General features: G+C 68.8%; 14 protein-coding genes. 5 read left to right on the top strand and 9 right to left on the bottom strand.

The genetic code is table 11. From position 1 onward, the window contains the following. Nucleotides 1-13 precede the first annotated feature (13 nt). From AVZ66_RS08915 to AVZ66_RS08900, 4 genes are all read right to left on the bottom strand, one after another. Nucleotides 14-679 carry a hypothetical protein gene (locus tag AVZ66_RS08915; RefSeq protein WP_058983730.1) on the bottom strand — a complete coding sequence of 222 codons (666 nt, stop codon included), beginning with the start codon at nt 677-679 and terminating at the stop codon, nt 14-16. Further along, entirely contained in the window at nt 676-1,317 is a 642-nt protein-coding gene (locus tag AVZ66_RS08910) for a hypothetical protein (RefSeq protein WP_058983729.1), read from the bottom strand. Before AVZ66_RS08910 ends, AVZ66_RS08915 begins: the two co-directional genes overlap by 4 nt. Before the next feature lie 51 nt (nt 1,318-1,368). Next, complete coding sequence (locus AVZ66_RS08905; RefSeq protein WP_058983728.1) at nt 1,369-2,298, bottom strand: metal-dependent hydrolase; 930 nt, start codon at nt 2,296-2,298, stop codon at nt 1,369-1,371. Between the two features lie 65 nt (nt 2,299-2,363). Then, nucleotides 2,364-2,909, bottom strand: a complete 546-nt coding sequence (locus tag AVZ66_RS08900) for a mechanosensitive ion channel domain-containing protein (RefSeq protein WP_058983727.1) — start codon at nt 2,907-2,909, stop codon at nt 2,364-2,366. A gap of 87 nt (nt 2,910-2,996) precedes the next feature. On the opposite strand from AVZ66_RS08900, the gene AVZ66_RS08895 reads away from it, so the two are divergent. Continuing rightward, nucleotides 2,997-4,181: an alanine--glyoxylate aminotransferase family protein gene (locus AVZ66_RS08895; RefSeq protein WP_058983726.1), complete on the top strand. Its 1,185-nt coding sequence runs from the start codon at nt 2,997-2,999 to the stop codon at nt 4,179-4,181. 13 nt (nt 4,182-4,194) lie between these two features. Here AVZ66_RS08895 and AVZ66_RS08890 read toward each other — a convergent pair whose 3' ends face one another. Further along, nucleotides 4,195-4,503 (bottom strand): hypothetical protein, encoded by a 309-nt coding sequence (locus AVZ66_RS08890; RefSeq protein ID WP_058983725.1) that lies wholly within the window; start codon nt 4,501-4,503, stop codon nt 4,195-4,197. A 118-nt stretch (nt 4,504-4,621) separates the two neighbouring features. After that, the gene (locus tag AVZ66_RS08885) at nt 4,622-4,858 is read right to left on the bottom strand and encodes a DUF5816 domain-containing protein (RefSeq protein WP_058983724.1); all 237 of its coding nucleotides are present in this window, start codon (nt 4,856-4,858) and stop codon (nt 4,622-4,624) included. A 106-nt stretch (nt 4,859-4,964) separates the two neighbouring features. Here AVZ66_RS08885 and AVZ66_RS08880 point away from each other — a divergent pair, with 106 nt between their 5' ends. From AVZ66_RS08880 to trmB, 3 genes are read left to right on the top strand one after another with little or no spacing between them, the layout of a single operon-like run. Continuing rightward, on the top strand, nt 4,965-6,311 hold the full coding sequence (locus AVZ66_RS08880; RefSeq protein WP_058983723.1) for a bifunctional UDP-sugar hydrolase/5'-nucleotidase: 1,347 nt from the start codon (nt 4,965-4,967) through the stop codon (nt 6,309-6,311). A gap of 36 nt (nt 6,312-6,347) precedes the next feature. Beyond that, nucleotides 6,348-7,109 carry a proteasome assembly chaperone family protein gene (locus tag AVZ66_RS08875; RefSeq protein ID WP_058983722.1) on the top strand — a complete coding sequence of 254 codons (762 nt, stop codon included), beginning with the start codon at nt 6,348-6,350 and terminating at the stop codon, nt 7,107-7,109. 59 nt (nt 7,110-7,168) lie between these two features. Further along, nucleotides 7,169-8,227, top strand: coding sequence for an HTH-type sugar sensing transcriptional regulator TrmB (trmB, locus tag AVZ66_RS08870; RefSeq protein WP_058983721.1), 1,059 nt, complete (start codon nt 7,169-7,171; stop codon nt 8,225-8,227). 34 nt (nt 8,228-8,261) lie between these two features. Here trmB and AVZ66_RS08865 read toward each other — a convergent pair whose 3' ends face one another. Both AVZ66_RS08865 and AVZ66_RS08860 read right to left on the bottom strand, forming a co-directional pair. After that, complete coding sequence (locus AVZ66_RS08865; protein WP_058983720.1) at nt 8,262-9,113, bottom strand: translation initiation factor eIF-2B; 852 nt, start codon at nt 9,111-9,113, stop codon at nt 8,262-8,264. A gap of 188 nt (nt 9,114-9,301) precedes the next feature. Further along, entirely contained in the window at nt 9,302-9,748 is a 447-nt protein-coding gene (locus AVZ66_RS08860) for a hypothetical protein (protein WP_058983719.1), read from the bottom strand. Between the two features lie 96 nt (nt 9,749-9,844). Between AVZ66_RS08860 and AVZ66_RS08855 the strand changes: the two genes are divergently transcribed. Beyond that, nucleotides 9,845-10,273 carry a hypothetical protein gene (locus tag AVZ66_RS08855; RefSeq protein ID WP_058983718.1) on the top strand — a complete coding sequence of 143 codons (429 nt, stop codon included), beginning with the start codon at nt 9,845-9,847 and terminating at the stop codon, nt 10,271-10,273. Here the strand turns inward: AVZ66_RS08855 and AVZ66_RS08850 are convergent, their stop codons facing one another. Further along, nucleotides 10,274-13,252: an RtcB family protein gene (locus AVZ66_RS08850; protein ID WP_058983717.1), complete on the bottom strand. Its 2,979-nt coding sequence runs from the start codon at nt 13,250-13,252 to the stop codon at nt 10,274-10,276. Nucleotides 13,253-13,282 lie beyond the last annotated feature (30 nt).

Below are 13,282 nucleotides of genomic sequence, written 5' to 3'. Positions count from 1 at the left end.
TACAGGTGCGCAGTCACTCGCGCGCGGCGTCCTCGATGTTCGCGCGAACGGCGTCGGTGACGGCACCGAGGTACGCAGTCCCCCAGAGGCCGACGACGACCGCGCCGACGGTGTTGAACGCGAGGTCGAGTGTGACATCGTCGACGCCGTAGATGGTGAGGACGGGCGCGCCGACGGCGCCCCCGAGCGTCCACGCCGCGTACTCCAGCAGCTCCCAAAGGACGCCCAGTGCCATCACGAACAGGACGACGAACACGAACGTGAGCTTCGGCGGGAACGCGACGTCGTCGTGGTGTTCGTCGAGCGCGCGAACAGTGGCGTAGCCGGCCGCGGCGACCACCGTCGAGGAGAGGAAGTGCGTGAGGTGGTCCCACCAAATCGGCGGTCTCGGGCCGTAGAACTGGTCGGTGAGGCCGGGGACGCCGAGCGTGCCGAGCACGTGCAGGAACACCGCCGTCGTAATCCACAGCGTGAGGCCGGCGTCCATCGGGATGCTGTAGTCGCGTTCGAGCACCGCAGGGAGGTGCGTGACCGCGAGCGCGGCGGCGGCGTTGACGATGACGGCGACGTTCCACGAGAGGACGCCGACGGCCACGAACGACGCGAGCGCGAACTGCATGACGCGGTTCGCCTGTCGCTGGCGGCGCTCGGAGATACCGAGTCGGTCGCGGAGCTTCACTCCGCGACCCCCTCCAGTTCCTCGGGGAGTCGGAGGCTGGCGTCCGCGCGCCGCCGGAAGTACCAGACGAACACCGCTGCCGCGAGCACGCCGGCGACGGTCGCCGCGGCGAAGTCCTGCACGAGCGCGGTCACGGCGGCGTGCTCCTCTGCGGGCGTCAGCGGCGGCGTCGGGAGGACGAACGTGGTGCCGAGCGCGAGGTCCGAGAGCCACCCGAGCACGGCGAGAAAGCCCGCTGTCGCCATCGTCGCGACGACGACGAAGACGACCGAGAACCAGTTCGCGAATCGGACGCGCGTGAACACGTCGAGTTCGACGGCGACGACGAGCGCGAGCGCGGCGACGCCGACGTAGGTCGCGACGTCGCTGGTCAGCCCGGTGGCCGAGAGCGCGCGCCCGACGACGGGGAGTGCGGCGAGCGCCAGGACTTCCCACGGGAGCATCGCGCGGACGTTCCCGAACGCGACCGGCGGGATGACGGCGACTCCGGCGGCGAGGAGCGCGAACGCTGCCCAGACGGGGTCAGTGAGCGCGCTCTCGGCTGCGGACGCGACGACGACGGCGACGAGCAGCCACGACAGCGCGGCGTTCGAGCGTTCGGAGCGAACGAGCGAAGCGAGGTGTGAGTCGCGGGCCACGGCCGCCTATTCGGGCGCCTGCTTAACAAGTGCTGAGGCCGCCGCACCGCGTCACGCGAGACCCGTCGTGTACGCGACAGCGTACGCGGCCCCCCCGAGCGTCACCGCGGTCAATCCGGTGACGAGCGCGGTGGGAAGCGACGGCCGCGCCAGCGAGCGCTGGCCGAGTCTCGGGGCCGGGACGGCGCCGACGAAGCCGACGGCGACGACGCTGAACACGAACTGGTAGGAGGCGTCGATTGTCGGCGGCGGCAACACGAGCACGGCGAGGGCGTACGCCGTACCGAACGCCGCCCGCGGGTTCACGTGGTCGGTGAAGCGGCGGCCGGTCAACCGGAGCGCGGCGACGACGCCCAGCCAGATGGCGAACAGTTCGACGCCGAACGCGCCGAGCAGGTGGAGGGTGGGGTCCGCGGAGAGCGCGACGCGGCCGTCGAAGACGGTGACGCCGAGCGGGTAGAGCAGCTCCGGCGGCTTCCCGGTGAACAGGTCGCCGAACGGGTGGCTGACGAGGCCGACGAGCGCGGCCGCGAACAGGCTCGCGCCGCGGACGCGGTACGCGTGGGCGGCGCGCGCGACGAGCCAGCCGCCGGCCGCGAACAGGCCGACGATGACGGCGGGGAGCGGGCCGGACACAGCGACGACGACGGCGACGAGCGCGGCGAGCGCCGTCGCGGCAATCCGGCGGTGCGTGGGCGCGAGCGCGAACGCAGCGGCGGCGGGCACGGCGACGACCAGCGAGTGCGTGACCGCGCGGTGGACGACCGTCGACGCGCCCCAGAACGACTGGGCGAGCGCCATCGGACTCGTCGGGTCGACGGCGACGAGGCCGACGAGGGCGTACGCCATGTCGACGTCGGGGACGGCGGCGAACAGGCCGGCGGCCACGCCGAGGGCGAGCGCGCGCTCACGGGACGCCCCCAGACCGGCCGCAGCGAGCGCGACGACGCCGAACGCGAACGTCGCGTGCCCTACGAACATACCCTGAGTACTCTACGAAGCGGGATAAACTCGCGGGTGCCCCGCTAGCACGGCGCGTTCGGGCTTCACTCGGCTTTCTTCGTCCACTTCTTCTCGACGTCGGCGTTCGCGCGAACGACCGTGTCCTCGCCCACCCGGAAGCGCGTCTTCCGGAGTTCGATGGCGGTGACAGTCCCCGTCACGTCGCCGGCGACCACGGTGTCGCCGGGGTTGAAGTCGGGGTCGCGGAGGAGGTAGATGCCGGCGACGGCGTCCGCGAGCATCCCCGAGAGCGCGTACGAGACGCCGAGCGCGAGGAAGCCCGACGCGGTGCCGAGCGCGGCCGCGATTTCGGGGAGACCGACCGCCGACAGGAACCCCAGCAGCGCGCCGAACCACAACACGACGGCGGCGAGCGTCCCGCCGAGTTGGACGTAAATCGGTTGGTCGGCGTAGACGCGCCGCAGGACGATTCGGACGGCGGCGACGACGACGCGAATCAGAACCGCGGCGAGCACGAGGAAGACGAGGCCGGTGAGCACGCGCGGAATCGCGGCGGCGACGTTCCCGACGAACTCGTCGACGGTGCTGTTCAGAAGCTCGGAGAGCGACGACGGCGACTCGGTCTGCATACCGACTCATCACGCTCCGGCCACGTAACTTCTGTCGCCGGTGCCGATTCCCGAAGCTTCTTGCTGGCGCCCGTCTCCGAATCCCACATGACGGACGCGCCAGACGTCGGTGAACTGAATCCGCCGCAGCGAACGCTGATGGGGCCGGGGCCGAGCCCGGTCCACCCGCGCGTACTGAAGGCGATGAGTACGCCGCTGGTGGGGCACCTCGACCCGTCGTTCGTGGAGATGATGGACGAGACGCAGGCGCTGTTGCGGTACGCGTTCCGCACGGACAACGAGTGGACGATTCCCGTCTCGGGCACCGGTTCCGCCGCGATGGAGGCCGCCATCGGCAATCTCACGGAGCCCGGGGACACGTTCCTCGCGCCGACGAACGGCTACTTCGGCGACCGGATGGCGGAGATGGCGCGGCGTGCGGGCGGTGACGTTGTGCGCGTGGACGCGCCGTGGGGCGAGCCGCTTCGGCCCGAGGACGTCGCGGACGCCTTCGACGAGCACCAGCCGGATGTCTTCGGGTTCGTGCACGCGGAGACGTCGACGGGCGCGAAGCAGACGAACGTCCCCGAACTCACGGACATCGCCCACGAGCACGACGCACTCGTCCTCGCGGACACCGTGACGAGCCTCGGCGGCGTCGAACTCCGCGTCGACGAGTGGGGCATCGACGCGGCGTACTCCGGCCCGCAGAAGTGCCTGTCGTGTCCGCCGGGCGCGAGCCCGCTGACGCTGAACGACGACGCGATGGACAAAGTACTCTCCCGCGACGAGGACCCGCGGTCGTGGTATCTGGACCTCTCGCTGCTGGAGGGCTACTGGGGCGACGAGCGCGCGTACCACCACACGGCGCCCGTCTCGAACGTGTACGCGCTCCGCGAGGCGCTGCGGCTGGTCGCCGAGGAGGGCATCGAGGCGCGCTGGGAGCGCCACGAGCGCGTCGCGGGCGCGCTGAAGGCCGGCGTCGAGGCGATGGGCCTCGGCCTCAACCCCGAGGACGACTACTGGCTGCCGAGCCTGAACGCCGTGCGCGTGCCCGAGGGCGTCGACGACGGCGACGTCATCGACTACGTGCTGGAGCACTACGACCTCGAAATCGCGTCCGGTCTCGGCGCGCTGGAGGGCGACGTGTTCCGCATCGGCTGTATGGGCCACGGCGCGCGCCCCGAGAACGTCACGCTCGTCGTCGCGGCGCTCGCTGACGCCTTCGACGCGCTCGGTGCGGACGTGGACGCGGCTGCCGGGCTGGCGGCGACGCGGGAAGCGCTGCGATAAGAGAACTGCGCCCCTAACTGACCGGCGGGGCGCGCGCTACTTCGTAGTCACCGTCCTCCTCGACGCCCATCACCGCCCACTCGTAGGGCGGGTCGAGCCGACGCAGCTGTCGTTCGAGCGCGTCGGTGTTCTCGGCCCACGTCACGAAACAGCGATAGCCGCTGTCGTGGTCGGCCTCGACTCGGTCTGTGACGGCTGTGACGCGTATCTCTTTCCAGTCGCGCGTCGCGGAGAACTCCGCGCCGTCTCCTGCGAGGCTGTACCCGAGGTCGTCGAATATCGACCGGGCCTGCTCGTCGGGAGGGGTGGTAACAGTCCCCATGCACTCGTACCGTGGACAGCCTACGTAATAAGCTTTCCTGCCGTTCCCGAATCCGGCGAGAATCGGGACGCGCGTACAGAAATCCCGGGGGAGGAAGTACGAGTTGGCGGTTCCGGCGCTACTCGTGGGCGGAGTCCCACTCGTCGGGCTTCGTGAAGTTCCCACAGCCGTTGCACTTGATGCGCCGCATCGAGTCCATCGCGACGTCGATGGACTCGCAGTTCGAACAGTAGTAGCCGTACCGCCGCTGTCGGTCCGCCGTGCGGTAGACGACGTAGAACGTGCCGTCTTGCCCGCGCTCGCCCTCGTCGTCGGCGACGTGCAGCGTGCCGTCGTCGGTCGTCACCGTGAACATACAGTCCCGTAGCCCGGTGGGCCATTTATCGCTGTCCGTCCCCCGTTGGCGGCGGAGACGCCGCTCACCGAAGCGCTCTTCCCCGCTGGCGGCCTCGATTCCGGTAATGGCGGCCCGGATTTTCCACTACTCTGATTTGGAGAACGTCTACGACTCGCCCGCGAACGCCGGTCGACTCGCGTCCGTGCTCCGCGACCGCGGCGCCGCGATTGCAGCGGGTTCGGGCGACAACACGGCGCCGGGCGTACTCTCGCTGGCGACCGAGGGACGGCAGGCGCTCGACTTCTACGACGCCGTCGACCCCGACGTGGAGACGTTCGGCAACCACGACTTCGACTACGGCGCCGACGTCACCGGCGACATCGTCGCGGCGTCCCCGCAGACGTGGGTGTCCGCGAACGTCTACCGGGACGGCGACCGCGTCGCCGGTGTCGACCCGTGGACGATTATCGAGGTCGACGGCACGCGCGTCGGGTTCGTCGGCGTCCTCGACGACGCCACCCCGTCGCTGAATCCGATGGCCAGCGACCTCACCGTCACCGACCCAATCGAAGCCACACGGGAGGCCAACGAGGAACTGCGGGACGCGGGCGTCGACTACGTGGTCGCGCTCTCGCACCTCGGCCGCGGGGACGAGGAACTCGCCGCTACGACGGACGTGGACGCGGTGCTCGGCGGCCACATTCCCGCCGAGCGCGTCGAACGCCTCGACGACACCCTGCTCACGCGCCCCGGCTCCGGCGGCGATGTGGTCCTCGAAGTCGACCTCGACGCCGGCGAAGTCACGCGCCACGTCGTCGCCGACGCGCCCGTCTACGAGCCGCTGGCGGAGCGCCTCCGCGAGCGCATGGCCGAGACCGGACTGAACGATACCGTCGGCCACGTCACTGAACCGATGGAGCGCACCGAGTCGACGCTGTTCCGCGGGGAGTCCCGCATCGGGAACTTCGTCGCGGACGCCTACCGCTGGGCGGCCGGCACGGACGTCGCGCTCCAGAACTCGGGCGGCGTCCGCGACGGCCCCGAACTTGCCGGCGACGTCACCGTCGCGGACCTCGTCAGCGTCGTGCCCTTCGAGGAGTCCGTCTCTGTCGCTGAGCTGTCGGGCGCGGAACTGCTGGACGTGTTCCGCGGGGCGAAAGGCGGGTCGCTGGGGTTCGCGGAACCCGACTGGTGGCACGCGCACGTCTCCGGCGCGGAACTCACGTGGGACGAGACCACCGACGAACTGCTGGAGGTCCGCGTCGCCGGCGAGCCGGTCGACCCCGGCGCGACGTACACGCTCGCGACCACGGACTACCTCTTCTACACGGACGACGAGTTCCCGGCGCTCGACGAAGCCCACCGCGTCGACCGCCTCGACGTCCAACACGAAGTGCTCGCCGACTACGCCCGCGAGCGCGGCATCGACCCCGAAATCGAGGGCCGCGTGACGATGCACGCCGACGACTGACCGAACCGATAAGGGGTTGGTCGCCGTCGTCCCGGTATGGTAGACGCCGATGCGGCACCATCCCCGGGCCGCAACACCCCCGAGTTCGAGTTCACACACGACACCGAACCCAGCGACGCGCTCGTCTGCGGGTTCTCGGAGTTCGGGCTGGCGGGCCTGACGGCCGCGGACTTCCTCGTCGACCACCTCGAACTCCAGCAGACGGGCCACGTCGCCGTCGATGGCCTCCCCGCGATTACGCCGTTCGAGAACGGCACGCCCCGCCACCACACGCGGTTCTTCTCCGGGCCGGACGTCGACATCACCGTGCTCGTCGGTGAACTGTTCGTTCCGGTCTCGGTCTCCGCGGCGTTCAGCGACGCGCTCGCGGCGTGGCTCGACGGCAACGACATCGAGGAAACCGCGGTGCTGTCCGGCGTCCCGGTCGCGCACGGCCCGGACGAACACAAGACGTTCTACATCGCGACCGACGACTACCGCGAGGTGCGGCTCGCGGACACCGACGTCCCGCCGATGGGCAACGGCTTCCTCGACGGCCTCAAAGCAGAGTTGCTCGCGCAGGGCATCGGCAGCGACCGCCGCGCGTGCGTGTTCTCGACGCCGGTCCACGCGCAGGCGCCGGACGTGGAGGCCGCGATTCGGCTCGTCGACGCCGTCAGCGATGTCTACGACCTCGACGTCGATACCGGCCCGCTGGAGGCGTTCGCGGCGGAAGTCGCCCAGCACTACGCCGAACTCGGCGAGCGCGTCGAGCGCGCTGCCGAAGAGGAGCGCGCCGACGACCGCATGTTCATGTAGCGCGCCGGGACCCGCCGCCGACCGCAGGCTAAAAGACCGGGGTCACCGTGGATGACGGTATGAGCGACGAGGACCTCCGCGAGACGGTCGAACGAGTCGGCGCGGGGTTCGACCTCGGCGAGTACGAAATCGAGGCGTACCTCACGGTGCTACAGCACGGCGAACTCACGGCCAGCGAGATCGCCGACCGCACCGAAATCCCCCAGCCGCGGGTGTACGACACGGTTCGGAGCCTCGGCGACCGCGGACTCGTCGAACTACGCGAGTCCCGGCCGATGAAGGTCGTCGCCATCGACCCCGAAGAGGCGTTCGCGGACCTCCAGACGAACTTCACGGAGATGGTGGCGTCACTCGAAGAAGCGTACACGACGCCCGCCCGCGACACCGAGGCGGTGTCGCTGGTGAAATCCCGGTCGACGATTCTGCGGTACTTCGGCGACGTCATCGACAGCGCGGAGTTCGAACTCGTCTGTTCGCTGACGCCGGCGCTGCTGGAGCGATTCGCGGACGACCTCGCGGCCGCCCGCGAGCGCGGCGTCAGCGTCGACCTCGTCGTCGCGCCGGTCCGCGACGCGCCCGACCCCGAAGAGTACGACTACGGCGAGGTCGCCACCACCGCGCGCGGCCGCCGCGGCGTCACCACGCCCGTCGTCGCCGTCGCAGACGGCCAGTACTCCGTGTACGCGACGCAGGGCGCGGTCCGCGACGACCCCGAGAAGTACGGCGTCATCTTCAACCGCTCGGCGCTGGGCTTCCTCGTCTCCGGGTTCTTCGGCACCGTCATCTGGTCGACCGCCAACGACGTGCTCTACACGGGCGAAGCCGCCGACGTCGACCTCCCGCGGACGTACGCCTCGATTCGGCGCTGCGTGAAAGACCTCCGGACGCTCGACGGCGACGTGTACGCGACCGTCCGCGGCCGCGACGTGCTCTCCGGCGACGCGCGCACGGACCGCGGCCGCGTCGTCGAGACGAAATTCGAGGAGACCGAGGAAGTCGCGACGCTCGTCCTCGAAACCGACGCGGGCCGCGTCGACGTCGGCGGCCGCGTCGCCGCCTACGAGGACGTCGAAGCCCACGAGATCTCGCTCGCCCGCGACAACCCGCCCCGAAAGTAGCGTTCTCGTGCTCTTGTACGACCGCTGAACGCGCTCAGAACTCGCGGACGCCCTCGTCGGTCACGACCGAATCCAGCAGCCGCGTCGGCGTCGCGTCGTACGCCGGGTTCTTCACCTCGAAGCCCTCCGGCGGTTCGCGGATGACCTCGCTTGCGTCCCGGAAGTCGTTCTCGAAGCGGAACCCGTCGTCGACGAGTTTCGCGCTCGACCCCGCGACGGTCACCGGCGTTCCCACGTCGTCGGCGGCCGCGGCCAGCGGGTACGTGCCGACCCGGTTGTAGTACGTGTCCCCGACGATGCAGTCCATCCCGAGCAGTACGCGGTCGCACTCCCCGAGGTAGTAGCCCGACGCCCCGTCCACGATGAGCGTCGGTTCGATGCGGTCGATGGCCGCCAGCGTGCGCGCGGTCTTCCGACCGAGGTGGCGGGGTCGGGCCTCCGTCACGTACACGTCGAGGTGCTTGCCGTCCTGCGCGGCGGTCTCCAGCGCCTCCAGCACCGTCGACGAGTAGTCGTGGGTCAACACCGTCTGCCCGTCCTCCACGCGGTCGGCCAGCGTCGCCGCCGCTTCGTGTTTCGCCTCCTCGACGTCGGCCACCACGTCGTCGATTGCCGCCGCAGTCACCTCCTTGGCCTCCACGACTGACGCCGCCTCCGCGTCCCGCACGCGCTCAACGATGTCGCGCTGCGTCGTCACCAACGACGCGTGCGACGGGTTCGCGCGCCGGAGCGCGTTGCTGTTCCGCTCCAGCGCCCGCACGTACTCCTCGACGGTCGGGTAGTCATTGTCGATGAGGTCCGCGAGCGCGCGAGCGGCTTTCACGGCGACGACCGAGGAGGAGTGCGTCCGCATCTCGCGAATCTCCTCGGCAGTCTCGTCTATCATGTCTGGTGCATCCGCCGATTCGGGCAAAGGTCTTCCGGAGTCAGCCACTCGTGAGCCCTCCTCCCTCGCGAGCGCCGTACCGCGCTCGCTCGGTCGTCGCCCTCACAGTCCACCAGGACACTGGCTCGTCAGATGACAGCCGATGTCGAATCTTCGGCCGGCTACCTCATCGCCGAGCCGGCAGCGCGTCAGTCGTTCCGCATGGTCGCGTAGCCGGCGTACGCGAGCAGACTGCTGCCCACGGCGAGCGCGCCGAGTCGCGTGAGGATGTCAGTTGCCGACGGGCCGGGGTCTCTATGGAACGGGTGCGTGAGGTACAGCGTGCCGTCGTACTCGACGACGTACGCGCTCGTGACGGCCTCCGAGCTCTCGTTCACCTGCGTCGCCCACGGGTCGGGCGCGTCCGCGAGTCGACGGGTCGCGCTTCCGTTCGGCGCCGCCGCGTCGAAGAACGACTGCGCGTCCGGCGACATGGACTCGTAAGTCTGTTCGGCCCTGTAGTTCCGGTCTGTCGGCGCTGGGTCGATTTCGAGATGCACCTGCTCGCCCGGGTCCGGTGGCGGACTCGCGAGCGGGTACGCGAACAGCGATACGCCGAGGAGGACGGCGAGGAGGACGCGGGGGGACGGGCGCATAGTCGTCGGTGCTCCGCCCACGGGCTTATCGGTTTTGGTGTCCGTGAGATGTCACGTTTCGCGGGCGATTTACGACTGCACACCCAATTCCGGCGCATGGTCGCCGTCTCGTACTACTGCCCGCGCTGTGGCGCCGTCGCCGAGTTGGACCGCGACCCCTACCTCGCCGACAAGTCCGTGACGCCGTTCCCGCTGGAAGGGTGGACGTACGTCTCGCCCGCGGACGAGAGCGCGGAACGTAGTTCCGCGGAATCCGCGAGCGGTGACAAACCGCGAGCGTACGAAGGCGAGGACGCTGACGGCGTGAAGTTTGTCTGCGGTGCGGACGCCGCGGCGTGGTCACATCCACCCGAGTCAGACGCGGACGGCGAGCCGGGCTGCGGGGAGCCGTTCTACCTGAACTTCGTGCGCTACGAGAACGGCGAGGAAGTGAGCGGTCAGCCCGAGTCAGAGTACGTACAGTTGGCGGAGGGCACGGCGCCGAGCGGCCCGCAGGGGCCGAACGGACCCGGGTTCTCGCGGTAACTACCCCTTGATGTTCGCGATGGGGAACGTGCGCACGACGAGGTCCCCGATGTCGAGGGCGTCGGAGACGCCGACCACCTCGTCGACGTCCTTGTAGACGCCGGGCGCCTCCTCTGCGATGGTCTCCCCGGAGGCGGCTTTCACGTGGATTTCGTTCTGCTCGTGGAGGTCCGCCTGCACCTCGCCGCCGCCGTACTCGCGCTTGGCCTGCGTCCGGCTCATCAGGCGGCCGGCGCCGTGCGCTGTCGACCCGAACGACCGTGTCATCGACTTGTCCCCGCCCTTCAGAATGTAGCTGCCGGCGCCCATGCTGCCCGGGATGATGATGGGCTGGCCGACGTTCCGGTACGCTTTCGGCACCTCGGGGTGGCCCGCGGGGAACGCGCGCGTCGCGCCCTTCCGGTGGACGTAGAGGTCGCGCTCGACGCGGCCGCCGTCGCCGTCGAGGCTGTAGCCGTCCTCGGTGTCGGGGTCGGCGGCTTCGCCGCCTCCCAGTCGTCGAGCCTCCGGCTCGACGTAGACGTCGTGAGACTCCTTCTTCGCGATGTTGTGCGCGACATCGTACAGGAGGTCCATCTCCAGGGCCTCCCAGGAAGTGTCGAAGACGTCCGCGAACGTCTCCCGGACGGCGTGCGTGATGAGTTGGCGGTTCACCCACGCGAAGTTGATGGCGGCGCACATCGCGCCGTAGTAGTCGTCGGCGAGTTCGGAGCCCGCGGGCGCCGCCGCGAGGTCCTTGTCCGGGAGGTCGTCGGTGAAGTCCGGGTACTCCTGCTCGATGCGCCGGAGGTAGTCCGAGCAGACCTGGTGGCCGAGCCCGCGGGAGCCGCAGTGAATCAGGACGACGACCTGGTTCTCGTCGAGGCCGAACGCGTCGGCCGTGTCGTCGTCGTAGATGTCGGTGACGCGCTGGACTTCGAGGAAGTGGTTGCCCGAGCCCAGCGACCCCATCTGGTTGGCGCCGCGGTCCTTGGCCTTCTTCGAGACGGCCGAGAGGTCGGCGTCCGGGCGCCGGCCCTCGTCCTCGCAGTGCCGGAGGTCGTCGCGGACGGCGTACCCCTCCTCGACGCACCAGTCGACGCCGCGTTCGAGCGCGGCTTCGAGGTCCGTGTGGGAGACATCGTGGACGCCGCCGCCGCCGAGTCCGCAGGGAACGGCGTCGAACAGCGCGTCCACGAGCTCCTCCTCGCGGCCGCGGATGTCCTCGTACGTGAGGTTCGTCTTCACCATCCGGACGCCGCAGTTCGAGACGACAAATCCGTTCGCGACGAACGCATGTGCGTCGTGTGTCACGCCAATGTCGTAGACTGTTTTCTCGCCCTGCTCGGTGATGTCGGCAATCTCGACGGGGACGGTGAAGTCGTTCCGAACCGGCGTCGACTCGCAGAACTCCTCGAATCCAGGGAAGTCCGCCGGTGGCCGCGGTCGACCGTCGCGTTGGTCGTAGAGGCTGCGCTCGATGAATCGCTCGTTGACTTCATCGAACGCCGCTTTCACCTCGCTCGTGCTCGTACCGCCGTCCGCCATCGCTCGTGCTTCGGATGCGATTCGTGCGCGGCGCTGCACGGCGGTCTCTTTGCGTTTCAGGTACGTCGCTGCGAGGGCGGCCCGGCGTCGTTTTTCTCGGTTGTACCGATATCCGACGGTGGTAAAGAACCGAATTAGATTCCGTTCGGCGGTCTTGATACCGAACCGGAATCGAACCGTTTCACCCGCCGTGCTCTCGCCGCGTTCGACGACTTCCAGGTTGTTCGTCTTGATGCCGAGGTCGTTCAGATGTCGCATCAGGTCTCGCATGAACTGCTCGCCCGCTTGCTCGTGTTTCACGAGCCGATTGTGCGACACTGCCGGGGCGTAGAGGTTCGTTCGCGCGACGCTGTCCGGGGCGCTCATCTCCGCGCCGAAGAACGCCGAGAGGTACAGCGCCTTCTGCCAGTCCGCGAGACGGTCGAGGTAGTCGGGTACAGTGAACGACGAGTCGGTCTTCCGTCCGTCGGGAGCGCCGAGACGGATCAGCAACTGCTTGAACGCGTTCGACGTGGATCGAGTGCTGTACTCGGTTCGTTCGAAGGAGTTCCCTCGAACCTCGTGCTCGCGTTCGCGTTCGTAGATTTTCGACGGCTTGAATCCGACCGCTTCGATGTCGTCACGAATCGTCTCCAGGTCTTCGGGATCGCCGTAGAACCACGACCGCTCTCTGTTGAACGCTCCGTCGCCGGTGTGGAAGCCGACGAGCTTCAAGAGATGGTTGAACGCTTTGTCGGTGGATTTCAACGGGAGGATATCACGCTCTTTCAGTACACTGACGAGCTGCGGGTCTTCGTCCTCGAAGTCAGATTCGTCGAGCACGACGAACTCGGGCGGTCGTTTGTCGGAGAGCCCCTCGAACGGTGAGACGAACACCTGGTCTCCGGGCTCGAGGTCGCGGAGCGGTCTCATCCCGTCAGGAGTCCGGAATTCGTGGTCTGCCGTCGATTCGAGACGGTCTCCGACCGCCGTCCGAATCTCGTGAACGGTCCGACTCCGCGTCTCTGTCGCGAGACGAACCTCGGAGTCGTATTCGTCGTCCGTTGCTGGAACGACTGCTTCGCTGCCCTCGAAGTCGTCGAGGAACTCGCGGATGGGCTTCGTTCGCCCGAAGGGCAGACGTACTTCGCTGTCCCCCGCGATGCAGTTGATGTCGAATCCCACGGCCCCGGGTGAGATGTAGCCGTCCTCGGCGTCGAAGGCGGCGACGCCGCCGACCGGGAAGCCGTAGCCCTGGTGGCCGTCGGGCATGCAGAGCGCGGGCGCGACCACGCCCGGCATGCAGGCGACGTTCCGGAGTTGCTCGAGGGTCTTGTCGTTCTGGATGTCTTCGAGCAGCGTCTCGTTGGCGAAGATGCGCGCGGGCACCCGCATCTCGTCGTCGCGTTCGAGTTCCCAGACGTCGTCCTCGACTTCTCGGAGCGTGACGCCGTCGGCGTCGAACGTGTTCATACTCGGCGATGGGCGCGGAGCCCGGGAATA

Origin of the sequence: Halobacterium sp. CBA1132 (assembly GCF_001485535.1) — an archaeon.
Classification (GTDB): Archaea; Halobacteriota; Halobacteria; order Halobacteriales; family Halobacteriaceae; genus Halobacterium.
The sequence above is the reverse complement of the archived record's forward strand: the minus strand, read 5'-3'. Positions and strand labels throughout refer to the sequence as shown.

What these genes read in the sequence shown, in the direction of transcription:
- AVZ66_RS08905 (WP_058983728.1), bottom strand. Translation starts at nt 2,298, where the DNA reads ATGTTCGTAGGGCACGCGACGTTCGCGTTCGGCGTCGTCGCGCTCGCT.
- AVZ66_RS08900 (WP_058983727.1), bottom strand. Translation starts at nt 2,909, where the DNA reads ATGCAGACCGAGTCGCCGTCGTCGCTCTCCGAGCTTCTGAACAGCACC.
- AVZ66_RS08895 (WP_058983726.1), top strand. Translation starts at nt 2,997, where the DNA reads ATGACGGACGCGCCAGACGTCGGTGAACTGAATCCGCCGCAGCGAACG.
- AVZ66_RS08890 (WP_058983725.1), bottom strand. Translation starts at nt 4,503, where the DNA reads ATGGGGACTGTTACCACCCCTCCCGACGAGCAGGCCCGGTCGATATTC.
- AVZ66_RS08885 (WP_058983724.1), bottom strand. Translation starts at nt 4,858, where the DNA reads ATGTTCACGGTGACGACCGACGACGGCACGCTGCACGTCGCCGACGAC.
- AVZ66_RS08880 (WP_058983723.1), top strand. Translation starts at nt 4,965, where the DNA reads ATGGCGGCCCGGATTTTCCACTACTCTGATTTGGAGAACGTCTACGAC.
- AVZ66_RS08875 (WP_058983722.1), top strand. Translation starts at nt 6,348, where the DNA reads ATGGTAGACGCCGATGCGGCACCATCCCCGGGCCGCAACACCCCCGAG.
- trmB (WP_058983721.1), top strand. Translation starts at nt 7,169, where the DNA reads ATGAGCGACGAGGACCTCCGCGAGACGGTCGAACGAGTCGGCGCGGGG.
- AVZ66_RS08865 (WP_058983720.1), bottom strand. Translation starts at nt 9,113, where the DNA reads ATGATAGACGAGACTGCCGAGGAGATTCGCGAGATGCGGACGCACTCC.
- AVZ66_RS08860 (WP_058983719.1), bottom strand. Translation starts at nt 9,748, where the DNA reads ATGCGCCCGTCCCCCCGCGTCCTCCTCGCCGTCCTCCTCGGCGTATCG.
- AVZ66_RS08855 (WP_058983718.1), top strand. Translation starts at nt 9,845, where the DNA reads ATGGTCGCCGTCTCGTACTACTGCCCGCGCTGTGGCGCCGTCGCCGAG.
- AVZ66_RS08850 (WP_058983717.1), bottom strand. Translation starts at nt 13,252, where the DNA reads ATGAACACGTTCGACGCCGACGGCGTCACGCTCCGAGAAGTCGAGGAC.